The organism is Mesorhizobium sp. C432A (assembly GCF_030323145.1).
Classification (GTDB): domain Bacteria; phylum Pseudomonadota; class Alphaproteobacteria; order Rhizobiales; family Rhizobiaceae; genus Mesorhizobium.
In genome coordinates, this window is record NZ_CP100470.1 from 1,717,797 (window position 1) to 1,743,526 (window position 25,730).

Annotated in this window: 29 protein-coding genes and 1 pseudogene; 12 read left to right on the plus strand and 18 right to left on the minus strand. The window is 63.6% G+C overall.

Going from position 1 to position 25,730, the window contains the following annotated elements; all coding sequences use genetic code 11:
* Window positions 1-215: 215 nt before the first annotated feature.
* On the minus strand, window positions 216-524 hold the full coding sequence (locus tag NLY33_RS08220; RefSeq protein ID WP_023708572.1) for a DUF1244 domain-containing protein: 309 nt from the start codon (window positions 522-524) through the stop codon (window positions 216-218).
* A 12-nt stretch (window positions 525-536) separates the two neighbouring features.
* Complete coding sequence (locus NLY33_RS08225; RefSeq protein ID WP_023708573.1) at window positions 537-1,334, minus strand: N-formylglutamate amidohydrolase; 798 nt, start codon at window positions 1,332-1,334, stop codon at window positions 537-539.
* A 246-nt stretch (window positions 1,335-1,580) separates the two neighbouring features.
* Between NLY33_RS08225 and NLY33_RS08230 the strand changes: the two genes are divergently transcribed.
* Both NLY33_RS08230 and pyk read left to right on the plus strand, forming a co-directional pair.
* Window positions 1,581-2,069, plus strand: coding sequence for a DUF1036 domain-containing protein (locus NLY33_RS08230; RefSeq protein WP_023673118.1), 489 nt, complete (start codon window positions 1,581-1,583; stop codon window positions 2,067-2,069).
* Window positions 2,066-3,511 (plus strand): pyruvate kinase, encoded by a 1,446-nt coding sequence (gene pyk / locus NLY33_RS08235; RefSeq protein WP_023708574.1) that lies wholly within the window; start codon window positions 2,066-2,068, stop codon window positions 3,509-3,511. The genes NLY33_RS08230 and pyk overlap by 4 nt, the downstream gene beginning before the upstream one ends.
* Here the strand turns inward: pyk and NLY33_RS08240 are convergent.
* The 4 genes from NLY33_RS08240 to ykgO form a co-directional block, all read right to left on the minus strand.
* Window positions 3,469-3,975, minus strand: a complete 507-nt coding sequence (locus NLY33_RS08240; RefSeq protein ID WP_023708575.1) for a hypothetical protein — start codon at window positions 3,973-3,975, stop codon at window positions 3,469-3,471. The genes pyk and NLY33_RS08240 overlap by 43 nt on opposite strands.
* A gap of 5 nt (window positions 3,976-3,980) precedes the next feature.
* Window positions 3,981-5,045 (minus strand): alpha/beta fold hydrolase, encoded by a 1,065-nt coding sequence (locus tag NLY33_RS08245; RefSeq protein WP_023708576.1) that lies wholly within the window; start codon window positions 5,043-5,045, stop codon window positions 3,981-3,983.
* Between the two features lie 130 nt (window positions 5,046-5,175).
* Complete coding sequence (locus NLY33_RS08250; RefSeq protein ID WP_023684032.1) at window positions 5,176-5,757, minus strand: tetratricopeptide repeat protein; 582 nt, start codon at window positions 5,755-5,757, stop codon at window positions 5,176-5,178.
* Window positions 5,758-5,870: 113 nt separating this feature from the next.
* A complete protein-coding gene (gene ykgO / locus NLY33_RS08255; protein WP_006327841.1) occupies window positions 5,871-5,996 on the minus strand; it encodes a type B 50S ribosomal protein L36 in 126 nt (41 codons plus the stop codon).
* A 242-nt stretch (window positions 5,997-6,238) separates the two neighbouring features.
* Between ykgO and NLY33_RS08260 the strand changes: the two genes are divergently transcribed.
* Entirely contained in the window at window positions 6,239-6,667 is a 429-nt protein-coding gene (locus NLY33_RS08260; protein WP_023708577.1) for a lysozyme inhibitor LprI family protein, read from the plus strand.
* 27 nt (window positions 6,668-6,694) lie between these two features.
* Here the strand turns inward: NLY33_RS08260 and NLY33_RS08265 are convergent, their stop codons facing one another.
* From NLY33_RS08265 to NLY33_RS08300, 8 genes are all read right to left on the minus strand, one after another.
* Window positions 6,695-7,771 (minus strand): 5-(carboxyamino)imidazole ribonucleotide synthase, encoded by a 1,077-nt coding sequence (locus tag NLY33_RS08265; protein WP_023702776.1) that lies wholly within the window; start codon window positions 7,769-7,771, stop codon window positions 6,695-6,697.
* Entirely contained in the window at window positions 7,768-8,265 is a 498-nt protein-coding gene (purE, locus tag NLY33_RS08270; protein ID WP_023708578.1) for a 5-(carboxyamino)imidazole ribonucleotide mutase, read from the minus strand. The genes NLY33_RS08265 and purE overlap by 4 nt, the downstream gene beginning before the upstream one ends.
* 74 nt (window positions 8,266-8,339) lie before the next feature.
* Entirely contained in the window at window positions 8,340-9,545 is a 1,206-nt protein-coding gene (locus NLY33_RS08275; protein ID WP_031196080.1) for an aminotransferase class V-fold PLP-dependent enzyme, read from the minus strand.
* Between the two features lie 20 nt (window positions 9,546-9,565).
* A complete protein-coding gene (locus NLY33_RS08280; protein WP_023673109.1) occupies window positions 9,566-10,027 on the minus strand; it encodes a RidA family protein in 462 nt (153 codons plus the stop codon).
* Between the two features lie 117 nt (window positions 10,028-10,144).
* Window positions 10,145-10,939 (minus strand): amino acid ABC transporter ATP-binding protein, encoded by a 795-nt coding sequence (locus tag NLY33_RS08285; RefSeq protein WP_023708580.1) that lies wholly within the window; start codon window positions 10,937-10,939, stop codon window positions 10,145-10,147.
* Between the two features lie 4 nt (window positions 10,940-10,943).
* Window positions 10,944-11,594: an amino acid ABC transporter permease gene (locus tag NLY33_RS08290; RefSeq protein WP_023684027.1), complete on the minus strand. Its 651-nt coding sequence runs from the start codon at window positions 11,592-11,594 to the stop codon at window positions 10,944-10,946.
* A 1-nt stretch (window position 11,595) separates the two neighbouring features.
* Entirely contained in the window at window positions 11,596-12,261 is a 666-nt protein-coding gene (locus NLY33_RS08295) for an amino acid ABC transporter permease (RefSeq protein WP_023693641.1), read from the minus strand.
* A 69-nt stretch (window positions 12,262-12,330) separates the two neighbouring features.
* A complete protein-coding gene (locus tag NLY33_RS08300; RefSeq protein ID WP_023673105.1) occupies window positions 12,331-13,161 on the minus strand; it encodes a transporter substrate-binding protein in 831 nt (276 codons plus the stop codon).
* Window positions 13,162-13,317: 156 nt separating this feature from the next.
* On the opposite strand from NLY33_RS08300, the gene NLY33_RS08305 reads away from it, so the two are divergent.
* Entirely contained in the window at window positions 13,318-14,133 is an 816-nt protein-coding gene (locus NLY33_RS08305) for an IclR family transcriptional regulator (RefSeq protein WP_023684025.1), read from the plus strand.
* A 24-nt stretch (window positions 14,134-14,157) separates the two neighbouring features.
* Here the strand turns inward: NLY33_RS08305 and NLY33_RS08310 are convergent, their stop codons facing one another.
* Entirely contained in the window at window positions 14,158-14,361 is a 204-nt protein-coding gene (locus NLY33_RS08310) for a YdcH family protein (RefSeq protein ID WP_023673103.1), read from the minus strand.
* Window positions 14,362-14,600: 239 nt separating this feature from the next.
* Here NLY33_RS08310 and NLY33_RS08315 point away from each other — a divergent pair, with 239 nt between their 5' ends.
* From NLY33_RS08315 to NLY33_RS08340, 6 genes and pseudogenes are all read left to right on the plus strand, one after another.
* Window positions 14,601-14,780 carry a YdcH family protein gene (locus NLY33_RS08315; protein WP_023684024.1) on the plus strand — a complete coding sequence of 60 codons (180 nt, stop codon included), beginning with the start codon at window positions 14,601-14,603 and terminating at the stop codon, window positions 14,778-14,780.
* A gap of 287 nt (window positions 14,781-15,067) precedes the next feature.
* The gene (gene ispG / locus NLY33_RS08320; RefSeq protein WP_023684023.1) at window positions 15,068-16,321 is read left to right on the plus strand and encodes a flavodoxin-dependent (E)-4-hydroxy-3-methylbut-2-enyl-diphosphate synthase; all 1,254 of its coding nucleotides are present in this window, start codon (window positions 15,068-15,070) and stop codon (window positions 16,319-16,321) included.
* Between the two features lie 3 nt (window positions 16,322-16,324).
* Window positions 16,325-17,182 (plus strand): lytic transglycosylase domain-containing protein, encoded by an 858-nt coding sequence (locus tag NLY33_RS08325; RefSeq protein ID WP_023706269.1) that lies wholly within the window; start codon window positions 16,325-16,327, stop codon window positions 17,180-17,182.
* Window positions 17,183-17,196: 14 nt separating this feature from the next.
* Window positions 17,197-17,748 carry a chloramphenicol phosphotransferase CPT family protein gene (locus NLY33_RS08330; RefSeq protein ID WP_023684021.1) on the plus strand — a complete coding sequence of 184 codons (552 nt, stop codon included), beginning with the start codon at window positions 17,197-17,199 and terminating at the stop codon, window positions 17,746-17,748.
* Window positions 17,749-17,911: 163 nt separating this feature from the next.
* On the plus strand, window positions 17,912-19,051 hold the full coding sequence (locus tag NLY33_RS08335; protein WP_198020361.1) for a sterol desaturase family protein: 1,140 nt from the start codon (window positions 17,912-17,914) through the stop codon (window positions 19,049-19,051).
* A 219-nt stretch (window positions 19,052-19,270) separates the two neighbouring features.
* A pseudogene (locus NLY33_RS08340) lies at window positions 19,271-19,885 on the plus strand (Stf0 family sulfotransferase); the annotation flags it as partial.
* Here the strand turns inward: NLY33_RS08340 and NLY33_RS08345 are convergent.
* The 3 genes from NLY33_RS08345 to NLY33_RS08355 all read right to left on the minus strand — a co-directional run bounded on the left by NLY33_RS08345 (window position 19,886) and on the right by NLY33_RS08355 (window position 23,556).
* The gene (locus NLY33_RS08345) at window positions 19,886-22,228 is read right to left on the minus strand and encodes a response regulator (RefSeq protein ID WP_286439622.1); all 2,343 of its coding nucleotides are present in this window, start codon (window positions 22,226-22,228) and stop codon (window positions 19,886-19,888) included.
* Window positions 22,229-22,313: 85 nt separating this feature from the next.
* Window positions 22,314-22,499 carry a hypothetical protein gene (locus NLY33_RS08350; protein WP_023684018.1) on the minus strand — a complete coding sequence of 62 codons (186 nt, stop codon included), beginning with the start codon at window positions 22,497-22,499 and terminating at the stop codon, window positions 22,314-22,316.
* Between the two features lie 37 nt (window positions 22,500-22,536).
* The gene (locus tag NLY33_RS08355) at window positions 22,537-23,556 is read right to left on the minus strand and encodes a LacI family DNA-binding transcriptional regulator (RefSeq protein WP_031195645.1); all 1,020 of its coding nucleotides are present in this window, start codon (window positions 23,554-23,556) and stop codon (window positions 22,537-22,539) included.
* Window positions 23,557-23,774: 218 nt separating this feature from the next.
* Here NLY33_RS08355 and NLY33_RS08360 point away from each other — a divergent pair, with 218 nt between their 5' ends.
* Together NLY33_RS08360 and NLY33_RS08365 are read left to right on the plus strand one after the other, a co-directional pair.
* Window positions 23,775-24,608 (plus strand): inositol monophosphatase family protein, encoded by an 834-nt coding sequence (locus tag NLY33_RS08360; RefSeq protein ID WP_050590901.1) that lies wholly within the window; start codon window positions 23,775-23,777, stop codon window positions 24,606-24,608.
* Window positions 24,609-24,669: 61 nt separating this feature from the next.
* A complete protein-coding gene (locus NLY33_RS08365) occupies window positions 24,670-25,695 on the plus strand; it encodes an ABC transporter substrate-binding protein (RefSeq protein ID WP_023706271.1) in 1,026 nt (341 codons plus the stop codon).
* Window positions 25,696-25,730: the final 35 nt, after the last annotated feature.

Genomic DNA, 25,730 nt, shown 5'->3' on the forward strand with positions numbered 1-25,730 from the left:
TTAGGCAGCGTTCCTTCGCGCCCCCCTCTGTCCTGCCGGACATCTCCCCCACAAGTGGGGAGATTGGCGGCTTCGGCGCCTCGCTTATTCTTGCACCGCTGGCGATTGGCTAGAGCCTGCGTGACGGCCAATCTCCCCCCAAGTGGGGGAGATGTCCGGCAGGACAGAGGGGGGCGCTGTCCCGCCGACGTCAATCCTGTGAACCGCGCGCTACTTCAGTGATCCCTCGGTCGTCTTGCCACTAACTCCGCTTTCTTGGCGTCCGAAGCCTCGGTCTGGTTCAGCGCCTGCCATTGCGCATAGGGCATGCCGTAGACGATTTCGCGCGACTGGTCCTTGCCGAGATCGACGCCCTCGGCCTCAGCGGCTTCGCGGTACCAGTTCGACAGGCAGTTGCGGCAGAAGCCGGCGAGGTTCATCAGGTCTATGTTTTGCACATCGCTGCGCTCGCGCAGATGCTCGACCAGCCGGCGGAAGGCCGCGGCCTCGAAATCGCGTTTCTGGTCATCGCTGAGTTCGGTCATTGCCTTGGATCCTCACAGCGGCCCGGTGCGCGAGCCGAACATCTTCACCTGATGTATATCGGGACGGCGGTCGATGGCGTCAACGATCGGCGCCAGCCGTTGCGCCCAGGCCAGCGCCCCCTTGCTGTCTGATATCAGGTCCTGGCGGATCTCGATCAGCGCATGGGCAAAGCCGTTGGCGATGGCGTGCTTGAACATGGTGTCGCCGCGCAACGCGCCGTCATAGGGTTCATTGTCGCCGACGACGAGGTTTTTATCCTGCGCCAGCATGTCGATCAGCGGCCGCGCCACGCGGTCGTCGAGGTCCCACAATATGCCGACATGCCAACGGCGGATGAAGCCCTGCATGACAGGGGTGAAGGAGTGTACGGAGAAGATGAACGGTGCTTTGCCTGAGGCGTGCGCCACCGACGCGATCATGGCGCCGACCGCGTCCTGATAAGGCCGGTAGAAGCCGTCGAGCCGCCTTTCGCGTTCTTGCGGCGCCATAGGGTAGTTTCCCGGCACGACGGTGCCGTCATAGAGCTGGCGGATCAGCGTCGGGTCGTCCTCGCCGCGATTGGGATCAATCAGCAGCCGCGAAAAATTGGCAATCACCGCCGGCACGTCGAGCGCCGCCGCCAGTTCGCGCGTCACCGTCTCGACACCGATGTCGTAGGCAATATGGCGATCGAGTTCCGCCGCCGGCAGGCCGAGACTGCCATACTCCTCCGGCAGGTCGCGGCGGGCATGGTCGGCGACAAGCACGATGCCTCGCTTGCGGTCGCCTTCGACGATGTCGAAAGGCGCGAAAACTGTGGATCGGGTCATTGGCTGGAAAGGTCTGTTCGCTGGCTTCCGGGGAGGGTGGTATCGTCATTCCCACGAAGAGGACGGTTGCGCAATGCCGTTGTTTGGCCACGGTTTCTGCGAAAATCCGGTCACGCGCGGCAGATCGCGTGTCGGGGGCCTTTCTAAATCGATTGGAATTGGACAGAACGGCGCGTTGACATGCGCCCGGACTTTTCCGAAAAGGGGCGTTGAGAGATGCAGATGACGTTATTGAGGGGTTTCGGGATGGGTTCCGCCGGCAGGCCGCGTGCGCGCACCGCCTTTGCCGTGCCGCTCCTGACCCTGACGCTAGGGCTCACCGCGCTGGTCGCGGCCTCGCCAGCCCGCGCCGATTTCCGCGTCTGCAACGCCACGCAGAACCTGGTCGGCGTCGGCATCGGCTACCGCGCCAAGGCAGGCTGGATCACCGAGGGGTGGTGGCACATCGAAGGATCGAGCTGCAAGACGCTGATCGAAGGTCCGCTGTCATCGAGGTTTTACTATCTTTATGCAGAAGACGCCGAGCGCGGCGGGCGCTGGGATGGCCCGATCAACATGTGCGTGGCCGAAAAAGAATTCAAGATTGCCGGCGTTACCGATTGCGTCGCCCGGGGCTTCCAGCGCGCCGGATTCCAGGAATATGACACGGGCGAGCAGGCAAGCTGGATGGTCCAGCTGACCGATGAGTCCACAACGGGAGGCGCTCCAGCCGCCCCGGGAACAAACAGTCAATGAGACGTAGCCGCAAGGTCAAGATCCTCGCCACCATCGGTCCGGCCTCCTCGTCCGAGGAGATGCTGCAGAAGCTGTTCGAAGCCGGCGCCGATGTCTTCCGCATCAATATGAGCCACACCGATCACGAGTTGATGCGCACGCTGGTCGGCCGCATCCGTGCCGTCGAGGAAAAGGTCGGCCGTCCGATCGGCATCCTGGCCGATTTGCAGGGACCGAAGCTGCGCGTCGGCAAGTTCGCCAACGGCAAGGAGGTGCTGACGCCGGGCCAGACCTTCACACTCGACAACAATCCCGAGCCCGGCACGTCGATGCGGGTCTACCTGCCGCATCCCGAAATCCTGAGTTCGGTCGAGGCCGGCCACCGTCTGTTGATCGATGACGGCAAGCTGGAGCTCAGGGCGGTGAAGAGCGACGGCAAGTCGATCACCTGCGCGGTCGTCGCCGGCACCACCATTTCCGACAAGAAGGGCGTCAGCCTGCCCGACACCGACCTGCCGGTCGGTGCGCTGACCGAAAAAGACCGCAAGGACCTCGATGCGGTGCTGGCGGAAAGCGTCGACTGGGTGGCGCTGTCGTTCGTGCAGCGGCCGGAGGATTTGGCGGAAGCCCGCAAGATCGCGCGCGGCCGGGCGCTTATCATGGCCAAGATCGAAAAGCCGCAGGCGGTAGCCCGGCTGGCCGAAATCATCGAACTCTCCGACGCGCTGATGGTCGCCCGCGGCGATCTCGGCGTGGAAATGCCGCTCGAAGCCGTGCCGGGCATCCAGAAGCAGATCACGCGCGCCGCGCGCCGCGCCGGCAAGCCGGTGGTGGTCGCCACGCAAATGCTGGAATCGATGATCACCGCGCCGGTGCCGACCCGCGCCGAGGTCTCCGACGTGTCGATCGCCGTGTTCGAGGGCGCCGACGCCATCATGCTTTCAGCCGAATCCGCTGCCGGCGCCTATCCGGTCGAGGCGGTGGCGATGATGAACCGCATCGCCACCAAGGTCGAAACCGACCCGACCTATGCCGGCATCATCAACGCGCAGCGCTCGGAACCGGAAGCAACCGGCGCCGACGCCATTTCGCTCGCCGCCCGCGAGATTGCCGAGACGCTGAAACTGTCGGCGATCATCACCTATACGGCGTCGGGCACCACCGGCCTGCGCGCCGCGCGCGAGCGGCCGCAAGTGCCGATCATCGCGCTGTCGCCGATCCTCAACACGGCGCGGCGGCTGTCGCTTTTGTGGGGCACGCATTGCGTCGTCTCGCCCGACGCCAGCGACCTCGACGACATGGTCGACCGCGCCTGCCGGATCGCTTTCGAAGAGGGGTTCGGCCAGCCGGGCGACCGTGTCATCATCACGGCGGGCGTGCCGCTGAGGACGCCGGGTTCGACCAACATGCTGCGCATCGCCTATGTCGGATCGGACGTGCAGGCCACCCGCAACATAGGCTGAGACCTCGTCACAGTCCGCAGCGCTCTTGCCGCACCTTCGGCGTGATCGATACGCTGAAGGAAGCGGCGTGCCCGTGGAACGGGGTCGTGCAGGTACTGGTCCGGACCCAGCATCTTTCGCCGGTTGAGTTCGACTGTGTCGAGCAGATCGAAATCGACCGTGGCGATCGTGCAGTGCCACCCGGGATTGCGCGACGCCCAGCCCCTCTCGTGGTGTTCCAAAAGCTGCTCGCGGGCGGAATAGCCGTGATAGTCGAACGCGATCAGGCCGTTGGTCGCGTAAATATGGTTCCCGGAAAAGCCCTCGCCAGGAATAATCCGTTCGCCGTAAAATCCTTCCAGAGGAGCATGCTCGAGAAAGGCGCCGGCAAGAATGGCGCACGCGCCATAACCGAAGAAGATGCGGTCCGGCAACGCCCATCGCTTCTCCGGGTTTCTCTTGATACCGTGTTTCAGGACATACATGGCGATCAGGTCGGGGCCAGTTCCGCGTCGGGCACGGCGATGTCGGGGCATCGCCCCTCATTGTACGCATCGCCGGCGATCCGTGCTTCCACGGTTTTTGCCATTGCCTGCAGGTCGACGACCTTGCCGGCGACTTTCTCGATCGCGCCGACGACGAGGTCGGAGGCGATCCAGTCCGGCTTGTGGCCGAGATTGTGGACCCAGATCAGTTCGGCGCCGGGGATGTCCCTGACCAGGCCGACCGAATGGATCGAGGCATAGACCACCTTGTCGCGGTCGCCCGAGATGACAATCGTCGGCGCTGTGATCTCGCGGTAATGCGGCGCGGCCTTCAGCGTATAGTCGTAGAGGCCGGCGACATCGATGGCGTTGGCGCGGAAAGCGCCGGGACGCAGCACCAGCGGAATCGAGGCATTGCCGACATAGCCTTCCGGCACCTTGTTGGGAGAAAACACGCAGGCCGTGGCGCCGTCCATCTGCAGCGTGCCTGCCGGATAGGTCAATGTCTCCGAAAACAGCCAGCCGATGATGGGGGTGGCGGTCAGCTTGTAGTACCAGGCGGTCGCGCCGCCCGGCCAGGGGTGGCTGACCGGCGACAGAAAGACCAGCCCGAGCGTCTTCTCCGGGTGTTCGCGGCCAAAGGCGGCGGTGATCACGCCGCCAAAGGAATGGCCGACCATGATCGCATTGTGGATGCCGAGACGGTCCATCAGCCTGGCGATGGTGTCGGCCTGCGCCGACGGGCTCTCATTACCGGGGCCGCGTGCCGACCAGCCGAAGCCCGGCCGGTCGAGGAAGACCATCTCGGCGCGGCCTTCGAGCAAAGGCCTGATCGGCAGCATCTGATCCCTGAGGTTGGCGCTGGCGCCATGGATGAAGACGATCGCCGGCAGCTCGGCATTTTGTGGCGCCGGCACGTGGACATAGTGGATGCGGGTGGCGTCGATGTCGGCAAATTCGCCGGCCGGCGGGTTCCGCCACTCGATCAGCCACGTGCCGGCGCGGGTGACACCGGCCAGGGCAAAGACGAGCGCGAGGAGCAAAGCACAGGCGGCGTAAATGAGGTTCATGCGCGGAGATACGGGGGTGGAGGGGGATAAGTTCTAGGGAGTAGGGAGTAGGGAGTAGGGAGGTGGCGTCTCGACCAATCTTCTCCACTGACTACTGACTACTGACTAATCCCTAATTCCTACTGCCTAATCAAATTCCTTCGCCGGCAAGCTCTTCCGAAATTGCCGCCACCTGGTCCTGGGCGCTGCGCATCATCGGGTAGATAGTCAGCACCTTCTGCCAGGCTTCGAGCGCCGACTGCTTGTGGCCGGTGGCGGCCATGATCTGGGCCAGGCCCGAAAGCGCGCCGAAATGGCGTGGTTCCAGCTGCAGCGTCTGGTCGATGTCGGACATCGATTTCCCGAAATTCTTCATCATGTAATGCACGGTGGCGCGCCGGTTCCAGCCTTCGGCATATTTTGGCTGCAGGATGACGACCTGGTCGAGAAAGTCGAGGGCGACGTCGAACTTCTGGTCGTCCATCGCCTTTTGCGACCATTGCATCATCAGGTCGATCGAGGCGCTGCCGGACTGGAACCATTCGCCCCAGATGCGCCCGGCGATGCGCTCGGCCGCCTTTTCGTTGCGCTCGCGCTTCAGCTCGGCAAACAGTTGGTCGAGCCTGGCTTCCCTGGTCAGGGCAACCGGCGGCTTTGCCGGCGGATCGTCCGCCGACGCCGGAGCGACGCCGAAAAGAAACAGGGTCGCCAAAAATGCAAAAAGAATCCGCATCGCCGGAATCTAACCCCGGACGGCGGATCGTCAAACTGAAATTAGCGTGAAAGTGCCTGAAACCAGGCAATTACCATCATATGGACGGAGGCAACGAGCCCCCGGCCGAACACTCAGCCCTGGCGCGCCTTGTAGCGCGGAGCGGTCTTGTTGATGATGTAGACGCGGCCCTTGCGGCGAACCAGCTGGTTGTCGCGGTGACGCGCCTTCAGCGCCTTGAGCGAATTCTTGATCTTCATGGTCTTGCCCGTCGGTCTGGGCCCTGTCCGGGCCGAATTATTAAGGCGCGCCTGAAAAGCGCGCCTTTGAACTTGCGGTGGCTCATAAACGAGGAGCCTTGCCCGTGTCAACCGCAAGCGTGCTGGATAGAGGCCGAGAATGGCTTTGGCCATCAAATATCCGCCATCTCGGCTCCACGCCATTGCGCGGCTGAAGGCGGGCTGGAATGGTGCGGCACCCGCAAGCCGATTTGGAGACCTCCATGCGCCTGTTGTTTGTGTCCGCGAGCCTTGCCGTTATGGCAGCGGCATCCACCGCGCAGGCGCAGGAATGCGACCGCAACGACGACAGCCAGCAGATGATGAACATCTGCGCCGGCGAGGACTATCGGGCGGCCAATGCCAAGCTCAACCAGGCCTACAAGGATCTCGTCGGTCGCAACGACGACAAGGGCAGGAAGCTGCTGCAGATCGCGCAACGCGCCTGGATCGCCTTCCGCGACGCCGAATGCGCCTATACGACGACAGACAGCGAGGGCGGCTCCATCCATCCGATGGAGGTTTCACAATGCCTGACCGAACTGACGGACCAGCGCATCAAACAGCTCACCGCGGGCGCCAATTGTAGGGAAGGCGATGCGAGTTGCGCCAGCCCCAACGAGGACGGGGATCTGAACGACGAGCTGCAATAGGGCCCTCGCGCAAAGTGCCGGAATGGCTTAGCTACGGCGGCTGATGCGCGTGAAATGGCCCATCTTGCGGCCTGGGCGCGCTTCCGCCTTGCCGTAGAGATGCAGCATCAGATCGGGCTCGGCGAGCAAAGCGGGCACCCGCAGCACATCGTCGCCGATCAGGTTTTCCATGATGCAGTTTGAATGCCGGCCAGGGTTGCCTAGCGGCAGGCCGGCAATCGCGCGGATATGCTGCTCGAATTGCGAAACGATGCAGGCGGCTTCCGTCCAGTGGCCGGAATTGTGCACGCGCGGCGCCATTTCGTTGGCCAGCAGCGTGCCATCGGCAAGAACGAAGAACTCGACGCCGATGACGCCGACATAGTCGAGGGCCGCCAGGATTTTCGCTGCCGACCCCTGTGCCGTCGCCGCCGTCTCCAGCCTGATCTGGGCCGGCAGGGTCGAGGTATGCAGGATGCCGTCGCGGTGGACGTTCTCAGCCGGATCATAGGCGGCGACCGCGCCGTCCAACCCGCGCGCGGCGATGACCGAGATTTCGCGCTCGAAAGCGACGAAGGATTCGAGGATCAGCGGCACATTGCCCATGGTCTCGCATGTGCCGGCAAAGCCGCCCGTCTCCATGTTGCGGAAGACGCGCTGGCCCTTGCCGTCATAGCCCATGCGGCGGGTTTTCAAGATGCCGCTGCCACCGAACTCTCTCAGCGCCGCCGTCAGCTCGTCGTCATTGTCGACGGAGCGGAAATCCGCTGTCCTGATGCCGATGCCGTTCAGGAATAGCTTCTCCGCCACCCTATCCTGGGCAACTTCCAGCGCTCGCGGCGGCGGATAAACCGGGACCTTGGCAGCAAGTGCGCCGGCGGCCGCCACCGGCACATTCTCGAATTCGTAGGTGACGACGGCGCTGACTGCCGCCAGTTCGGCAAGGGCGTCCGCATCGTCATAGGCGGCGGTGATCTGGCGGTTGGCGACCTGAGCCGCCGGGCAATCGGCCTGCGGTTCGAGGATAATTGTGCGGTAGCCGAGGCGCGCTGCGGCAACAGCCAGCATGCGGCCGAGCTGGCCGCCGCCGATGATGCCGATGCTCGATCCCGCGGGCAGGCTCACGGCGCGTCCGTCGGTTCGGTGGCGACCCTGGCGGTTTGGGCGGTGCGCCAGGCATCCAGGCGGGCGGCAAGTTTTTCGTCGTGCAGCGCCAGCACGGCGGCCGCCAGAAGGGCGGCGTTGGCCGCACCCGCCTTGCCGATGGCAAGCGTGCCGACCGGAATGCCGGCCGGCATCTGGACGATGGAGAGCAGCGAATCCTGGCCTGACAGCGCCTTCGATTCGACCGGCACGCCGAACACCGGCAGCGGCGTCATCGCCGCCGTCATGCCGGGCAGGTGGGCGGCGCCGCCGGCGCCGGCGATGATCACCTTGTAGCCGGCCGCCTTGGCGCCTTTGGCGAAATCATAGAGGCGGTCCGGGGTGCGGTGGGCGGAGACGATCAGCCGCTTGTGCGGAATGCCCAGCGCCTCCAGCGTTTCGGCGGCGTGGCGCATCGTCGCCCAGTCGGACTGGCTGCCCATGATGATGGCGACGTCGGCGCGGTGGTCGGTCAAGCGCATGCTCCCGGCGGTAAAGGCGCGCCTTAGCGGAATTCGGGCTGGCCCGCAAGGATGGCGGCCGCCGCAGCCTAGTCCGGCCAGCGCAGGGCGCCGGATGAATCCTTTCGCGGCTGTCTCATCGCATCCGCCGGCCTGTCGGCCGCGGTGAGCACGGCGCGGAGGCGTTCGGCGACGATCTCGGCCTCGCCTGGGTGCAGGTTGCAGGGGTCGAGAAAGAAATGGCCACGCTCGACCTCGTGGTTGCGCACGATGATGGGCGGCGATCCGGCCGCCAATGCCGAGGCGAGGCCGGCGGCACTGAAGCGGCTTTCGGGGGAGACGAAGATCTGCAGCCGGTCGAGCGGATTGGCGGTCGGGTCGGGAATGATGTTTGCGACGATGCCGGGTATTCCCTGCAGCGAATCCCTCCATAGATTGAGCGCCGCTTCCTCGCGCTGGCGGATGCCGGCATGGTCGCGCTTTTCCCACGCTTCGAGCGCCGCCATCGTGCCGGCGATGCTTTCCTTGCCGACCTTCATGGCGCGGGCGACGCCACGGTTTTGCAGATAGGCGGCGCGGACGAGATCCTTGCGGCCGGCGACGATGCCGCTGGTCGGCCCCGAAAGGAATTTGTGGCCGCTGTAGACGACGATGTCGGCGCCGCGCGCCAGGAAGCTGCGCAGGTCATATTCGGAAGCCGCGTCGACGATCACCGGCACGCCCCTGGCGTGGCAGATATCGCAGAATTCCTCAAGGGAAAGCATGCCGTATTGCACGGTGTGGTGCGCCACGACGTAGAGCGCCGCCGCCGTGCGCTCGTTGATAGCCTCGCGCACATGATAATCCTGCGTGACGCTGACCGTGCCGGCCGGAATGACCTTGGCGCCGGCGACGCGGATCGACTGGTCGATCGGTGCGCCGTAATTGACGATATGGCCGAGCTGGATGACGACTTCGGACTTCAGCCCTTCGGTATCGTCGGGCAGCCGTTCGATCGCCAGCAAATTGGTGCCGGTCATCGCCCCGGCGATCGCCATTGTGATGCCTGAGGCGCAGCAGGCGGTGATGAAGCCGGCCTCGCCGCCGGTGAGGCGGGCTGTGATCACGCTTGCGGCGCGCTGCAGATCGTCCATCTCCACCCATTGCGAGGCGATCTCGGCCATGGCGCTGATCGCCTCGGGAACGATGATCGAGGCGCCGAGCGTCGTCATCGTGCCGGAGACGTTGATGATCGGCCGCAGTCCCAGCCGTTCACGGATCGTGGTGTTGGAGCCGGTGTCGGAATAGGTTTTCATGTTCAGCAATCCCTTGACGGTCAGGCGGCGATCTCGACGACCGCTTCGATTTCAACGGTGATGTTTCCAGGCAGCGAGCCGACCCCGATCGCCGAGCGGGCATGGCCGCCGATCTTGTCAAAGACGCTGGCGAACAGGTCCGAGCAGCCATTGACCACTTTCGGGTGGTCGCTGAAGGTCGGCGTCGCATTGACGAAGCCGAGCAATTTGACGACGCGCACGATGCGGCCGAGATCGCCGGCGGCGGCGTGCATGACGGCGAGCAGGTTGAGGCCGGTGAGGCGGGCATGCTCATAGGCCTGCTCGACGGTGACGTCCTCGCCGACCTTGCCGGTGCACAGCGTGCCGTCGGCGCGCAGCGGCCCTTGACCCGAAAGAAAGATCAGCCGGCCGCTTTCCGCATGGGTGACGAAATTGGCGATCGGCGTCGGCGGCTCGGGCAGCGTCAGGCCGAGCTCGGCGAGCCGGATGTAAGGCGTCATGGAAGAATTCTCCTTGGGCCGGCCTGTTGTTTTACGCAATTCCCAGGGGAAAGCGCTTCGCGCTTTTCCCGGGAAAACCGCTTACACTTTTCCTGGAGTTGCTTTGGGCCGCCCATGTCAGAAATGCGAGGCGCGGAACCGCGCCAGGAAAGAGCGCAGGCGCTCATTGGTGGTCTCTTCGGCAAGGATCTCCTTCGGCGGGCCAACACCGCTGACACCGCCATCGGCCATGAAGACAATGCGGCTCGAAGCGTCGCGGGCAAAGGCCATCTCGTGCGTGACCATCACCATTGTCATGCCGTCTTCGGCCAGGCTGCGCACAACGGCCAGCACCTCGCCGACCAATTCGGGATCGAGCGCGGAGGTGATCTCGTCGAGCAGCAGGATCTTCGGCTCCATGGCGACTGCCCGCGCTATGCCGACGCGCTGCTGCTGGCCCCCGGAGAGTTCCGCCGGCAGGCTGTCGGCCTTGTGGGCCAGGCCGACGCGGCTCAGCCAATGCTCGGCGATCTGGCGCGCCTCGGCCTTGCTCTTGCCGCGCACCTTGGTGAGGCCGAGCATGATGTTGCCGGCGGCGGTGAGGTGCGGAAACAGGTTGAAGCTCTGGAACACCATGCCGGTTTCGGCGCGCATATTGGCAAGGTCGCGCTCGCTGCGCCGCTGGCGCGCGCCGGCCTCACGAAAACCGACCTCCTTGCCGTCGATTCGGATCGAGCCTGAGTCGTAGCTTTCGAGAAAGTTGACGCAGCGCAGCAGGGTGGTCTTGCCGCTGCCGGAAGGGCCGATGACGGTGACCACCTCGCCCCTGTCCACCTTGAGGCTGACCGAGCGAAGCACCTCGACCGAACCAAAGGCTTTCGAGACCCCGGCAATGTCGAGAAGGGCAGCATTGTCGTTCGAGCTTGTGGCCATCGTGCTAGTCCCGGATGAAGGCAAAGCGCCGTTCCAGCCGCCGGCTGGCGTAGGAAAGCGCATAGTTGACGGCGAAATAGATCAAGGCGCCGAGGATGTAGAGCGGCATCGCCTCATAGGTGCGGCCGATGACCTGGTTGATCGCCTGCATCAGGTCGGTGATGCCGAGCAGCGAGACCAGGGCGCTGCCCTTGACCGCATCGGTGACGCCGTTGATCCAGGGCGGCAGGAAGCGCCGGAAGGCCTGCGGAAAGATGACGTAGGTGAGCCGCTGGCGAAAAGTCAGCCCAATGGCCATCGCCGCTTCTGACTGGCCCTTGGGAATAGAGCCGACGGCGCCCCGGAGATACTCAATGACCTGCGCCGTCTTGAACAAGGTCAGCGCCAGCACCGCCGCCGAGAAGGATTGCAGATGCAGGCCGATGGCCGGCAGGCCGTAATAGACGAAGAACATCAGCACCAGGATCGGGATGCCGCGGATGGTGTCGGAGAAGATGCGCACGGCCCAGCGCAGCGGCGCCGGGCCGTAGACCAGGCCGACGCCGAGCGCGACGCCGGCAATCAGCGACAGCACCACGACCAGCAGCGACACCCACAAAGTGATGGCGAAGCCCTGGGCGAGGAACGGTACGGCGTAGAGGATCTGGCTCAGCATGTCAGCGCGCAGCCCTGAACCGGCGTTCGACCAGCCGCAGCCCGAAGAGCAGGGTGTAACCGGTCACCAGGTACATCGCCGTCGTCACCAGATAGACCTCGACAATGCGGAAGGTGTTGAAGTTGATCCACTGGGCGCCGAAGGTGAGCTCGGGCACCGAGATGACCGATGCGATGGACGTGTCCTTGAACAGCGAGATGAAGGTGTTGGACAGCGCCGGCAGCGTGATGCGCAGCATGGTCGGCAGGCGCACATGAACCAGCCGCTGCCAGGGCGTCAGGCCGATGGCTTTGCCGGCATCGAGCTGGCCGCGCGGCACGGCTTCCAGGCCGGAGCGGAACACCTCGACCAGATAGGCGCCGCTATAGACCGACAGCGTCAGCACGAACGAGGTCGGCGCGTCGTAGGCGACGTCGATCACCGTCGGCAGGCCGTAGAAGACAAGATAGACGAGCAGGATCAGCGGCACGTTGCGGATGAATTCGACGTAAGCCGCAATGATGGCGCGCACCACGCGTCCGGCCGAGACATACCAGACCGCCAGCACCAGGCCGATGACGACGCCGATGGCAATCGAAATCACGGCAAGCTCGAGGCTGAGCAGAAGGCCGCCCCACAGCTTGTCGAAATGGCGCCAGATCAGGTTGAAGTTGAGCGTATAGCCCATGCGTCTCCCGCAATAACCAAGGGGATGCGAACTAGAAGGCGGAAGGGCTAACCCTTCCGCCAGCACTTGTCAGACAACCGGGAAACCGGGATGGCGGGCCGGCGGCTCTTGGCCGAAATAGTCCTTGAAGGCGGCGTCGTAGAGTGCGGTCTCATGGCCGAACATGGCGATGGTGAAGGTCTGGTTGACGAAGGTCAGCCAGTCCAGGTCGCCCTGCCTGACCGCCGCGCCGTAGAGCATCGAGTACCAGCTCTTGCCGGCATCGAAATATTTGTCGGGGTTGCGCGAGGCCAGCCAGCGCACGGTTGAAAGATCGACAGCGGCGGCATCGGCGCGTTTCGATTCCAGTGCCTGCAGCACATTGGCCTGGGTGTCGATCTGCAGCACCTGCGCCTCCGGCAGGGCGTAATGGACCGAGCTTTCGGCATCGACATTCTGCAGGATCGAGATGCGCGTCGCCGAACCACCGGCGAGCAGCTTGTCGAAGGTCTTGTTTTCCGCCGTCGGCAGCGTCAGCAGGGCGACGCCCTCGACATAGTATGGCCTGGAGAAGTGGATCAGCTGCGAGCGCTGCGCGGTCATGGTCATGAACTGGATGGTAATGTCGACCTTGTTGGTGGTGACATTGGGGATGCGCTGCGCCGGATCCTGCATGACGAACTCGACCTTGCTCGGATCGTCGAACAGACCCTTGGCCAGGATGCGGCCCATGGTGATGTCCATGCCGACCAGCTCGCCGGCATCGTTTTCGAAATGCCATGGCGCGTTGGTGCTGCCGGTGCCGACGATCAGCTTGCCGCGGTCAAGCGCGGTGCGCAGAACGCTGTCGGATGCGGCTTGTGCCGCCGCCTTTTCGGCGCTGACAGCGGTCATCACGCCCGCCGTTGCAAGCCCGGCCATGCCCAGTTTCAGAAAATCTCGCTTGGATGCGTCGTTCACTGCGACCTCCTGTTGTTTGAGTTCCCCTTACAGACACACGTGTCGCCGACCTGAATTGTCTCTTACAATAGACACATGTATCCTGTACAAGACAGATACTAACATCAGGAATCAGTTATGCAAGACAGCAATGGACTCACGGATCGGGCGGAGCTTGGTCCAGCCGAGAGCCCGACGCCCGACAAGACCTCCGGCTCGCGCGAGAAGGGCCTCAACCGGGTGCTGGAGATCCTGGACTTCCTGCATGTTACGCAGCGCGCCATCGGCATTGGCGATCTCGCCAAGGGGGTGAATGCGCCGCGCTCCACCACCTATACGCTGGTGCGTTCGCTGGTCGATGCGGGTCTCCTGGAGATGGAGGGCGACGGCAACCGGGTCTATTTCGGCAAGAAGCTCTACCTCTATGGGATGGACTATGTCAGGGGCAACGACCTGCTTAGGCGGGGCCGGCAGGAGGTCGACAATCTGTCGCGCGAGACCGGCGAGACCTCCGAATTGTGCATGCTGCAAAGCGGGCGCTATACCATCGTCCATTCCAGCCCCGGCACCAGGCCGTTCCGCATCAGCTCGGCCACCGGCCTGCAGATCCCGCTGCCATGGACGGCATCGGGGCGGCTGCTTCTGGCCGGATTGGAAAGGGCCGCCATCCAGGACATGGTCTCGGAAGACGACCTTTTGCTGCCCGACGGCCGCAGGCTGCAGTTCGACGACTTCATCGCCGATATCGCGACGGCCAGAACGACCGGCTATTGCATCACTTCGGGGCTGGTCGACGCCTACACCAAATGCCTGGCCGCCCCTGTCTTCGCGGCCGCCGGCAAGGTCGAGGCGACGATGTGCCTGGTGGTGCCGATCGACACTTCAGCGGAGAAGACCGACGAATTGCTGACGTTGCTGCGCCATCGCGCGGCGCGGCTGTCGATAGCGGGGTGAGCAGTTAGGCCCCGAGGCCGTCGGCTAAGCGATGATGTCCGGAATGATCTTGTCTTCCAGCGCCATCAGCCGGTCCTTGAGGAAAAGCTTCTTCTTTTTCATGCGCTGGATCTGCAAGGGGTCGCAGCCCATGGCGATCATCGCATTGATGGCCGCGTCGAAATCGGCATGCTCCTGCTTCAGGCGGGAAAATTCGAGGCGGACATCGGCCTTTTCCTGGTCGGACATTCTCTACCGTCTGCATGTCTGCGGCGCCCGGCAATGGGCATGATTGGGCGGGGGCGGCATCAATTGCCGCCGGCGCGCAGCCAATATCACATATCACATTGTCGTGGAATGCTACCACGCAGCATTCGACATCGCAGCCGGATGGTGGCAGACTGTCATGGTGCCGTCACAGATGCGACCTGCGGTGGACGTGCCTTTGACGGCTGCAATCGAGGAAACCATGAAAGGGAGAACCAATCATGTCTCTTGCATCCCATCTTGATGAGTTGCAGCGGAAACACGGTGATATCGAACGCGAGATCGACGATGCGATGAACCATCCATCGGTCGACGACCTCGAAATCGTGAATCTGAAGCGACGCAAGCTGGCACTCAAGGACGAGATTGAAAAACTGAAGGCGAAACCGACGAGACACTGACGCCCTTCCAGGATTAGACGCGCCGCCTTGGCGCGTGACTATCGCTCCGGTGGCGACATGCCGCCGGAGGCCTGTTTTTGCTACTGGTTCCGATACTGTTGGCCGGCGAAACCCGTCTGTGGGATCGCCGCGCTACTGCGATTTGGCGGCTCTGCTTGTCTGTCGCCATTGACAAGCCATCTTTGCTCCTCCACCTCATGCCCGAACCTCAGCGCTATGCGCTGATAGCTGTTTGAGCGTGCGTCGACGTGGACGTATGTCGCTCGGGTGATCAAGAGGCTGCCGGCATGACCGGGTATTTTTCCTCCCCCTTTGCGCGCCGGACATCGGTCGGCGTCGATGTCGGCGGCGTGGTCGTCGGCGGCGGCGCGCCGGTCGTCGTGCAGTCGATGACCAACACCGACACGGCCGATATCGACCAGACCGTCGCGCAGGTTGCGGCTTTGCATCGCGCCGGCTCCGAGATCGTGCGCATCACCGTCGATCGTGACGAGAGCGCTGCCGCCGTGCCGCGCATCCGCGAACGGCTCGAGCGGCTCGGCATCAACGTGCCGCTGGTCGGCGACTTCCACTATATCGGCCACAAGCTGCTGGCCGACCATCCGGACTGCGCCGAGGCGCTGGCCAAATACCGCATCAATCCCGGCAATGTCGGCTTCAAGGACAAGAGGGACCGCCAGTTCGCGGCGATCGTCGAAATGGCGATCAGGCATGACAAGCCGGTGCGCATCGGCGTCAATTGGGGGTCGCTCGATCAGGAGTTGCTCACCCGGCTGATGGACGAGAACCAGCGCCAAGGCTTCCCGCTGACGGCGCAGGAAGTAACCCGCGAGGCGATCGTGCAGTCGGCGATCCTGTCGGCCGAAATGGCTGAAGAGATAGGCCTCGCCCGCGAAAAGATCATCCTGTCGGCCAAGGTCAGCGGCGTGCAGGATTTGATCGCCGTCTACACCGAGCTTGCCACGCGTTCCAACCATGCGCTGCATCTCGGCCTCACCGAAGCCGGCATGGGCTCCAAGGGCATCGTCGCCTCGTCAGCGGCCATGGGCATCCTCTTGCAGCAAGGCATTGGCGACACCATCCGCATCTCGCTGACGCCGGAGCCGAATGGCGATCGCACTCGCGAGGTGCAGGTCTCGCAGGAACTGCTGCAGACCATGGGCTTCCGTCAGTTCGTGCCGATCGTCGCCGCTTGCCCCGGCTGCGGCCGCACGACATCCACCGTGTTCCAGGAACTCGCCCAGAACATCCAGGCCGATTTGCGCAAGAACATGCCGGTCTGGCGGGAGAAATATCCCGGCGTCGAGAACCTCAAGGTCGCGGTGATGGGCTGCATCGTCAACGGCCCCGGCGAATCCAAGCACGCCGATATCGGCATCTCGCTGCCCGGCACCGGCGAGACGCCGACCGCGCCCGTCTTCGTCGATGGCAAGAAGTCGGCGACGCTGCGCGGTCCGTCGATCGCCGCCGATTTCGAAAAAATGGTTGCCGACTATATCGAGCAGCGGTTTGGCCAGCACGGCAAGGCTGCGGCCGAATAAGCCATGCGGGGGCTGCTCAAAGCCGGTGTGATCCTGCTCTGCGGGCTGGGTGCCGGACAGGCGCTCGCCGATCCACCGCAATCGCGCTCGGCGGCGAAACGATTGATCGGCCGTGTCTGTGACCTGATCGAGACGCATGCCGAGCGGAACGGCCTGCCGAAGGATTACTTCGCCCGGCTGATCTGGAAGGAAAGCCGCTTCGACCCCAATGCGGTGAGCCCGGTCGGTGCCGAAGGCATCGCCCAGTTCATGCCGGGCACCGCCAAGATGCGCGGGCTGGCCGATCCTTTCGACATCGACCAGGCGATCCCGGCTTCGGCGAAATATCTCGCCGAAATGAAGACCGGCTTCGGCAATCTCGGCCTGGCGGCGGCTGCCTACAATGCCGGCGAGAGCCGCGTTTCGCGCTGGCTGGATTCCGGCGGTTTCCTGCCGATGGAGACCGAGAGCTACGTCTTCGACATCATGGGCGAACCGGCCGACAAGTTTTCCGACAGCGCTTACGCCGGGACGGTCGAGCCGCTCGACCCGAAAACCAGCTTTCCCGTCGCCTGCCGCAAGCTGCCGGTGATCATGTCCAGAACCGTGGCGATGGCCTCGATCACTGTGAAGCCATGGGGCGTCCAGGTGGCCGGCAATTTCCGCAGGGGCGCGGCGATCAATCAGTGGCTGCGGGTCAGGAGCCGGTTTCCGGCGCTGCTTTCCGGTCGTGACCCGGTGGTCAGCCGGGTGCGCACGCCGATCGGCCGACGCGGCATCTACGCCGTCAGGATCGGCGTCGACGACCGTGCCGCCGCCAACGTCATCTGCCAGAAACTGCAAAGCGTCGGGGGCGCCTGTATCGTCGTGCGCAACCGATAGGCCGAGGGGGCGACATGACGGCCAAAATCGTCCTGCTTAATGGCGTCGGCAGCGCCGGCAAAAGCTCGATCGCCAGGGCGCTGCAAACAATCGCCACCGAGCCCTTCCTGCATGTCCAGATGGATGCTTTCATCGACATGCTGCCGCCGGCGCTGCAGGATCATGCCGACGGGTTTTCCTTTGAGACCGTGCTGGAAGACGGCAAGCCGTCGGTGGTGATCAGGAGCGGGCCGGTCGGCGCGCGAGCCATGCGCGGCATGCGCCATGCCATCGCCGCCATGGCCGGGCAAGGCAACAATCTCATTGTCGACGACGTGATCTTCAATGACGAGATAGCGGAGCACCGCATGCTGCTGTCGGGTTTCGACCTGCATCTGGTCGGCGTCATGGCGCCGCTGGAGGTGCTGGGAGCGCGCGAGGCCGCGCGCGCCGACAGGCTGCCTGGCCTGGCGCGCTGGCAATATGGACGCGTCCACAACGGCATAGACTACGACCTCGAAGTCGACACCAGCCGGCTGACGCCGCTTGAATGCGCCCGTCGCATCCAGGAAAGATTCCGACTATAGTGGCCGGTGTTCTTTTGTTGCAATCATAGCTCTTCCAATCGCCCGAAAGCGATAGTCACCCGTCATGTGCAGGGTCGTGGCGATTAAATATTAATGAGCCCTGCTGTAGCAAAAGAGGTCGATATCTCGACGAGAGCTTTTGCGATCGTCAAAAAGGCGGGGCATGGGGGCGGTGGCAAATTTCCTTAGACGCGTTGTAAGTGAACTTGAAACGCCGCGCGCCAAACGGCCGTTCGGTTCTGGCTGGCTGTCCGGCTCGATTGGCTTGCTTGCCGGGGTCACCGCCCTGCTGATGGTCATCGTGCTGCGCTACCCGTCGCTTACATCGATGCCGGATCTGGCCCCCATCCACCAGATGCTGTTCTTCAAGCCGGTGCTCTATTTCGTCCTCATCTCCGGCTATATCCTGGCGATCCTCAGCATGACGCTGCGCAGGCAAAAGACGCTCGGCGCGGCAGCGATGTTCACTGTGCTGCTGGCGTCGCTGGTCGGCATGCTTCCGGTGCGCCATCAACTGCACATCGAAGGGGTGTTCTTCGGGCTTGATTTCTTCATCCTGAACGCCCTGTTCATGGGTGTGCTGTTCGTTCCGCTCGAACGTCTTTTCGCGCGCAACAAGGATCAGACCGTGTTCCGCGACGAATGGCGCGAGGACCTGTTCTACTATCTGGTCTCATCGCTGCTGGTGCAGATTTTGACCTACCTGACCTTGGCGCCGTCCAACTTCGTCAATGCGCAGGGCGCCCTTGGTTCGGTGCGCGCCTGGGTCCACGACTTGCCGTGGCTGGTGCAACTGCTGGCGGCAATGTTCCTGACCGACCTTGCCCAGTATTGGGTGCATCGGGCCTTTCATCGCATTCCCTGGCTGTGGAAGTTCCATGCCGTGCACCATTCCGCCAAGTCGATGGACTGGATTGCCGGTGCGCGCATGCATTTCCTGGAAATCATCGTGCTGCGCAGCCTGACGGCCACCCCGATGTTCGTGCTGGGGTTCGATGAATCGGCTATCCAGACGTATATATTGATCGTCTACGTCTATTCGTCTTTCATCCATTCCAACATCGGAACCAGTTTCGGTCCAGTCGAAAAGGTGCTGGTGTCGCCGCGTTACCACCACTGGCATCACGGCCTCGAGAAAGAAGCGATCGACGTAAACTTCGCCATCCATTTCCCGCTGCTCGACCGGCTGTTCGGTACCCACCATATGCCCGAAGGGCGCTGGCCGAACGGCTACGGCATTCACGGACATCCCGTTCCGAACGGATACTGGCAGCAATTCCTCTATCCCTTCCGGCGCGGCTAGACTGGAGTCCTTCGCGAAGCGCGCGTGTCACCGCGCCTGGCGAGGTTAGCCCAATCCATGACAAGCGACAGAGCCCCGAGATGCGTGACGGCTACATAATCTGCGGCACGCCGAGAACCGGAAGCACCTTGCTGTGCGGCCTTCTGGCCTCGACGAAAAACAGCCGGCGATCCGCACTCGTTCTACCGGCGGCAGGACAAGGCGGAATGGGCAGAAGAGTGGAAATTGCCGCATCCCGATACGATGAGCGCGCATGACTTCGATGTCGCCTACCTCAAGGCGGCAATCAGCGCGGGAAAGGGCGGAACAGCCGTCTTCGGCTTGCGCCTGATGCGGGAAAACCTGGGTGAACTCTCGGCCATCCTCGACCGGATCTACCCAGACCTGCCATCGGACAAAGCACGCTTTGAAAAGGCCTTCGGCCGAATCCTCTACATCCATCTTTCGCGCGAAAACAAGCTGGCGCAGGCGGTGTCGCTGATCAAGGCCGAGCAGACTGGGCTTTGGCACATCGCGCCCGACGGAACCGAGATCGAACGGGTCGCACCGCCGCAGGAACCCCGCTACGATTTCAAGCGGATCCAGCGCGAGCTTGCCGAACTCGAAGCCTATGACGCGGGCTGGAACGTCTGGTTCGCGGAGCAGGGGATCGTCCCGCTGCGCATCGGCTATGAGCGCCTGTCAGGCGATCCGGCAGCGGCATTGGCATCCATCTGCAAGGCCCTGGGCGTTCCGGCGCCGAATGCCGCCGACGTAAAGCCGGGCGTCGCCAAGCTCTCGGACGAGATTAGTCTGGACTGGATGCGCCGCTATCGTCTGGACGCGGCGATTTGATCAAGCCCTCTTTACCGCCACCGTTTCGCTGAGCCATGTGCCGATCTTGCTGCCGAGACGGTCGGGCGACACCGGCTTGGGTAGATAGTCGTCCATGCCGGACTCGATACATTTGTCGCGGTCGCCCTTCAGTGCGTGCGCGGTGACGCCGATGATTGGTGTGTGATTGCCACTCGCTGCCTCCGCCGCCCGGATGGCGCGGGTCGCCTCGTAGCCGTTCATCTCCGGCATGGAGACGTCCATGAGGATCAGCTTCGGTCGCAGCGCCCGGTACATCTCGACGGCCGTGCGGCCATTGCTGGCGATGCGGTAGCTGAGGCCAAGCCCATTGAGGATCTGGCCGAACACCAGCTGGTTCACGTCATTGTCCTCGGCGATCAGAATATCGATCGGGCCGTTTGGCGTGGCGATCGATTCAGGCACTGTGGCCGCCGGAATTGCCGGGCCGCGAATGACGGTGAAGGCGGGTGGCGCCACAGGTGCCGCCTGCGGAACAACAGGCTCGCGAACGAACTGGGCCTTGCCGATCTGGGCCCGCGCTTTCTGGATTGCCGAGATGACGGTGCCGAGCAGGACGGCCGAGCGCGCCGGCTTGGTGAGATGCGCGGCGATGCCGAAATCGATGACCATCTTGCCGAAATCGACCTGGTCGACGGAGGTCAGCAGCACCACCGGGATAGCGGAGAGACGGCTGTCGGCGGAAATCGCCTTGGCGACATCGGCGCCGTTCATGCCGGGCATTTGGTAGTCGAGGATGATGCAGTCGACCGCAGCAGCGAGTTGGCTGGCCCGGTCTAGGAAGGCGAGGCCGACGGCGCCGCTTTCGGCGGCCGCGCAGTCGAAGCTCCAGCTTCTGAGCTGCTCCAGCAAGATCTCGCGGTTGACCGGGTTGTCGTCGATGACCAGCACGCGGGCGCCGGTGACGTCGACCGGCACGATCTCGTTGCGCGTGTCCTGCTGATGCGCCGGCAGCGGCACGGCGAACCAGAACACCGAGCCGCGGCCGATCTCGCTTTCGACGCCGATCTTGCCGCCCATCAGATCGATGAGGCGGGCGGCGATGGCAAGGCCGAGGCCGGTGCCTTCATGGCGGCGCGTCGACGAGCCGTCGACCTGCGCGAATTTCTCGAACACGTTCTCGAGCTTCTCGGCAGGAATGCCGATGCCTGTGTCCTCGACGCGGACCTTGAGCTGGACCATGCCGTCGACCACCTCGCCGCCGACATCGATCAGCACATGGCCCTTCTCGGTGAACTTCACCGCATTGCCGAGCAGATTGGTGACGATCTGACGGAACCGTCCGGCATCGCCGACGACATGGGCAGGCAGGCGCGGGTCGACGCGCACGATCAGCTCGAGGTTCTTTTCGGCGACGCGCGCCGACACCAGTGTGGCCACGTCCTCGACCGCTTCGGCAAGCCGGAAGGGTGCAGGATCGAGCGTCAGCTGACCGGCATTGATCTTGGAGAAATCGAGGATGTCGTTGATGATGGTGAGCAGCGCATTGCCGGACTTGACGATCACTTCGGTGAAGGTCTTCTGGCGTGCGTTAAGCTCGGTCTTGGCAAGCAGTTCGGCCATGCCCAGCACGCCATTCATCGGCGTGCGGATCTCATGGCTCATATTGGCCAGGAATTCCGATTTGGCGCGGTCGGCCGCTTCGGCCTTGAACAAGGATGCGGCGGATTCGGTGAAGGCGCGGCGGATTGCCTTTTCCATCGGCCGGAAGATCCAGAGGGCGACGATGGCAAGAACCGCGAACAGAAGGCCGCTTGCCCACAACAGCAGCCTGTCGCTGGAGGCGTCGGCCAGATGGCGTTCGCCATCCATGGCGGTACGCACACGCACCAGCATCGGCTGGACGAACAGGTCGTTCTGGTTGAGGATTTCGCGCGAACTCCATTCGTCGGTCTGTTGCGCCGCCGACATCAGGTTGAAGTTGCGCACGATGTCGCGCGACGACCAGAACAGGTCGCCGTTGACGGCGGCCGACGAGAGTTCGTCCAGCGTTTTGGCCGATAGGCTCGGCTTGATCGCGGCCAACTCCGCGGACAGTGTTTCGATCTCGCTGGTCAGGCGTTGCGAATGGCCGCGCGCGGCGGCGGCAAGGCCGTCACGGGTTTCGGTGCGCCAGGTCGTGCTGGCGGTTTCGCCAAAGCTGGAGGCGTTGCGCAGGTCGCGGGTGAAGACGACGAGATTGCTGCTCAGCGCGTCGATGTCGTGGCGGAAGGAATTGACGCGATTGAGCGCAAACATCACCGCGGTGGAAGCCAGCGCAAAGATGAGCAATCCCGAGATGTAGCGGATCCGGATCGAGCGGATGAAGAAAGAATATTCCGGCATGCGCAACCCCAACACATACGCATCATTTTAACGGTCGGGATTACGCTTGATTTACATTAAAATTCCGTTCGCGCCTGGCGGGCCGTCAAGATCCTGGCTGCACGTGCCCGGAGTTGGCGCCATAGAGGGTGGCATCGCATTCGCGCATCATGCGCAGTGCTTCTTCCTCGGTCAGGCCGAACTTGCGCATCATGCTCCGGATTTCGGGGCCTACAGCTATCTCCACCGGTCTTGCCGCCTGGCGGGTCTTCCTGGCCTTTTTCTTGGACATCAGTACGTTTCCCGTTTTGACCGACACATGTTTCGCATCAGCCCTGGCCCGGCCTCACCGTGCTGCGCCAGACCATGGGCGCATGGCAGATCAGGCGGCTGCCAGCCTCCTCCCGCGCGCCGGTCGCGAGCCGCACGGCGCGCCTGGCGATCTCCTCGATCGGCGGCGAGAACGTCGTCAGCCGGTAAGAGGCCCAGTCGGCCTGTTCAATGTCGTCAAAGCCGATGACGCAGAGATCGCGGGGTACGTTGATGCCGAACTCGTGGCGGGCCGCATCGAGAAAGCCGCACGCAATCAGGTCGGTCACGCAGAACGCCGCATCCGGCCGCTGCCGGCCGGAAAAGAGTCGCCTGGCGCCATCGGCTCCGGTGGCATAGCCGGTGCGGCCCTCGCGCCACACGGTCACCTCCAGCCCTTCCTTCTGCGCGGCGGTAAGGAAGGCGGTTTCGCGGGAGAGCAGGCTGGGCGTGCCGGCAGCCGAGGTCACCAAAGCGGGGCGGGTACAGCCGGCCCGGATGAAGGCATGCAGCGCTGCCTCTGCGGCTGCAGCGTTGTCGACACCGATATTGTGCGGGCCGTCGAAGCGGTCATCGCGATTGATCAGCACCAGCCGCTGGCCGTTCTCAAGACAGGTGCGGATCAGCAACTGCGGCGGCGAGCCGGACAGAACGATGCTCGCATCGGCGCGATAGTTCAGCGTGTTGCGCAGCGCCTGGTCGACATGGTGGCTGGGGCCGGAGGTGTTGAACACCATGGCCATTTTGCCGGCGTCCCGCAGATGTTGGGTCAGCGCCTTCTGCAGGCGGGCATGATAGGGCGTGTCGCCATCGGCAACGATGAGGCAGACGATGCCGGTCGAAGCCCGCATCAGGCCGCGAGCCAGATGGTTGACGTGATAGCCGAGTTGCTCGGCCGCCAGCATCACCCGCTCGCGGGTTTCCCCGGAAACGGAAGCGCCGGGCGTGAAGGTACGTGACACGGCCGAGCGTGAAACCCCGGCGAGGTCGGCAACCTGCTGGGCGCTGGAAAAACCGGTGCGGATTCTCGGAACCGTCAAGCGAACGCTCTCGCTGCTGTTTTCGTGATTCTTTGCACGCCAGTGCAATGTAATGCAACTCTCCTGCCATTGCCACCCACCGCACTTGACAGGCATGGCCGAATGCAACAGCTTTGCACAGCCGTGCAATACAAGCCGGCTCAAGAGTGGCATCGGAGGAATACCCTGTCCATTTCGCCGAAGACGGCTTTGAGGGCGCGATTGTCCGGACCGGCTGCATGAGCAGGGCGGCGGCGCATCCGAAGGCGGACCGGCTGTCCGAGGCCGAGATGGACAGGCGTGCCGAGGTCTGCCGGAAACTGCTTGTCACGGCCGGGCAACTGGCGATGGAAGGCTATGCCCGGCAGGGCGCCGTCCAGCCGGTGGCGATGAAAGGCCCGCAGGATTTTCTCACTGAAACCGACGGCAAGGTCGAGGAGCACATCCGCGCGACGCTGGCAGAGGCTTTTCCGCAGGACGGGTTTTTGGGCGAGGAAGGCGGTGGCATGGGCTCTGCCCGCATGTGGGTCGTCGACCCCATCGACGGCACCGCCAATTTCATGCGCGGTATTCCGCATTTCTGCATTTCGATAGCTTTCGTCGAGAACGGCCGCAGCGAGATCGGCGGCATTGCCAATCCGGCCATCGGCGAAACGTACTTTGCCCGTCGCGGGCAGGGCGCGACGCGCAATGGCGCGCCGATCCATGTGTCGCCGACGCAAGCGTTCGACCGCGCCTTTGTCGAGTTCGGCTGGTCGCCCAGGATTCCCAATCGCGACTATCTGGACAAGGTGAGCCTTGTCTGGGCACTCGGCGCCAATGTGCGGCGCTCCGGCTCCGGAGCGCTTGGGCTGGCCTATGTGGCCGACGGCCGCTCGGATGCCTATGCCGAGCTGCACATCAATTCGTGGGACTGCCTGGCCGGATTGCTGCTGGTGGAGGAGGCCGGCGGCCGTGTGAACCGGTTCCTCGACGGCGACGGCATGGCGAAGGGCAATCCCGTGCTAGCGGCAGCACCCGGCCTTGCGGCGACATTGTCCCAGGTGATCGGAGTGCCGCTCGACGACGGGTAGATCGTTTCCAGTGAGAAGACAGGGAGGAATATCGATGAAGACATTTGACAGTAAGCAAGGCTTGCGCGCCGCCTGGCTTGGCCTTGGCGCGGCGCTGGCCATGTTCGGATTGGCGAGTGCCGCCCAGGCGGCCGACCGCAGCCTCACAATGTATTGCGCCGTCGACGAGGCCTGGTGCCGGGCGATGGCGACCACCTACCAGAAGGAGACGGGCGTCAGCGTCGACATGACCCGCATGAGCGCCGGCGAAATCTACGCCCGCCTCCGGGCCGAGAAGGACAATCCGCAAGCCGATATCTGGTGGGGCGGCACCGGCGACCCGCATCTGCAGGCGGCGGAAGAGGGCCTCACCCAGGAATACAAGTCGCCGCAACTGGCAAACTTGCGCGACTGGGCGCTGAAGCAGGCCGACAGGTCGAAGAACCGCACGGTCGGCATTTATCTCGGTGCGCTCGGTTACGGCTATAATGAGGAAGATCTGAAGCAGCGCGGGCTGACCGCGCCGGCGTGCTGGGCCGATCTGGTCAAGCCGGAATTCCAGGGCGAGATCGAGATGGCCGACCCGAATTCATCGGGCACGGCCTGGACCATGCTTGCCACGATCGTCCAGCTGATGGGCGAGGACAAGGCATTCGACTATCTCAAGCAGCTCAACAAGAACATCGCCGAATACACCAAGGCAGGGGCCGCGCCGGCACTCGCCGTCGGCAAGGGCGAGACGCTGATCGGCATCTCCTTCCAGCACGACGTCATCAACGCGGCCAAGCAGAACCCGGCGGTGAAGGTGGTTTCGCCTTGCGAGGGCACCGGCTTCGAGATCGGCTCGATGAGCATCGTGACGGGCGCCAAGCATGTCGAAGAGGCGCAGAAATTCTACGACTGGGCGCTGAGCCCGGATGCGCAGAAGCTCGCGGCGCCGAACGGCAGCTTCCAGATCCCGTCGAACACCGCCACGCCGGTGCCGCCCGAGGCGCCGGACCTCTCGAAGATCAAGCTGATCGACTACGACTTCGCCAAATACGGCTCGTCGGCCGAACGCAAGCGGCTGTTGAAGAAGTTCACCGACGAGGTCCGCAATGGCGGCTGAGCGCGTTCTTTCGTGCTCACTCTAGCATCTGATCG

Bases quoted from the DNA above. Each gene is read 5' to 3' on its own strand.
- NLY33_RS08305 (WP_023684025.1), top strand. From the start codon at position 13,318: ATGCAAGACAGCAATGGACTCACGGATCGGGCGGAGCTTGGTCCAGCC.
- NLY33_RS08250 (WP_023684032.1), bottom strand. From the start codon at position 5,757: ATGCGGATTCTTTTTGCATTTTTGGCGACCCTGTTTCTTTTCGGCGTC.
- NLY33_RS08285 (WP_023708580.1), bottom strand. From the start codon at position 10,939: ATGGCCACAAGCTCGAACGACAATGCTGCCCTTCTCGACATTGCCGGG.
- NLY33_RS08335 (WP_198020361.1), top strand. From the start codon at position 17,912: ATGGGGGCGGTGGCAAATTTCCTTAGACGCGTTGTAAGTGAACTTGAA.
- NLY33_RS08240 (WP_023708575.1), bottom strand. From the start codon at position 3,975: ATGTATGTCCTGAAACACGGTATCAAGAGAAACCCGGAGAAGCGATGG.
- NLY33_RS08225 (WP_023708573.1), bottom strand. From the start codon at position 1,334: ATGACCCGATCCACAGTTTTCGCGCCTTTCGACATCGTCGAAGGCGAC.
- NLY33_RS08295 (WP_023693641.1), bottom strand. From the start codon at position 12,261: ATGGGCTATACGCTCAACTTCAACCTGATCTGGCGCCATTTCGACAAG.
- NLY33_RS08315 (WP_023684024.1), top strand. From the start codon at position 14,601: ATGTCTCTTGCATCCCATCTTGATGAGTTGCAGCGGAAACACGGTGAT.
- NLY33_RS08350 (WP_023684018.1), bottom strand. From the start codon at position 22,499: ATGTCCAAGAAAAAGGCCAGGAAGACCCGCCAGGCGGCAAGACCGGTG.
- NLY33_RS08360 (WP_050590901.1), top strand. From the start codon at position 23,775: ATGAGCAGGGCGGCGGCGCATCCGAAGGCGGACCGGCTGTCCGAGGCC.
- NLY33_RS08325 (WP_023706269.1), top strand. From the start codon at position 16,325: ATGCGGGGGCTGCTCAAAGCCGGTGTGATCCTGCTCTGCGGGCTGGGT.
- NLY33_RS08300 (WP_023673105.1), bottom strand. From the start codon at position 13,161: ATGGCCGGGCTTGCAACGGCGGGCGTGATGACCGCTGTCAGCGCCGAA.
- NLY33_RS08260 (WP_023708577.1), top strand. From the start codon at position 6,239: ATGCGCCTGTTGTTTGTGTCCGCGAGCCTTGCCGTTATGGCAGCGGCA.
- NLY33_RS08290 (WP_023684027.1), bottom strand. From the start codon at position 11,594: ATGCTGAGCCAGATCCTCTACGCCGTACCGTTCCTCGCCCAGGGCTTC.
- NLY33_RS08330 (WP_023684021.1), top strand. From the start codon at position 17,197: ATGACGGCCAAAATCGTCCTGCTTAATGGCGTCGGCAGCGCCGGCAAA.
- NLY33_RS08310 (WP_023673103.1), bottom strand. From the start codon at position 14,361: ATGTCCGACCAGGAAAAGGCCGATGTCCGCCTCGAATTTTCCCGCCTG.
- NLY33_RS08280 (WP_023673109.1), bottom strand. From the start codon at position 10,027: ATGACGCCTTACATCCGGCTCGCCGAGCTCGGCCTGACGCTGCCCGAG.
- NLY33_RS08230 (WP_023673118.1), top strand. From the start codon at position 1,581: ATGGGTTCCGCCGGCAGGCCGCGTGCGCGCACCGCCTTTGCCGTGCCG.
- NLY33_RS08345 (WP_286439622.1), bottom strand. From the start codon at position 22,228: ATGCCGGAATATTCTTTCTTCATCCGCTCGATCCGGATCCGCTACATC.
- ykgO (WP_006327841.1), bottom strand. From the start codon at position 5,996: ATGAAGATCAAGAATTCGCTCAAGGCGCTGAAGGCGCGTCACCGCGAC.
- ispG (WP_023684023.1), top strand. From the start codon at position 15,068: ATGACCGGGTATTTTTCCTCCCCCTTTGCGCGCCGGACATCGGTCGGC.
- NLY33_RS08245 (WP_023708576.1), bottom strand. From the start codon at position 5,045: ATGAACCTCATTTACGCCGCCTGTGCTTTGCTCCTCGCGCTCGTCTTT.
- NLY33_RS08275 (WP_031196080.1), bottom strand. From the start codon at position 9,545: ATGAAAACCTATTCCGACACCGGCTCCAACACCACGATCCGTGAACGG.
- pyk (WP_023708574.1), top strand. From the start codon at position 2,066: ATGAGACGTAGCCGCAAGGTCAAGATCCTCGCCACCATCGGTCCGGCC.
- NLY33_RS08220 (WP_023708572.1), bottom strand. From the start codon at position 524: ATGACCGAACTCAGCGATGACCAGAAACGCGATTTCGAGGCCGCGGCC.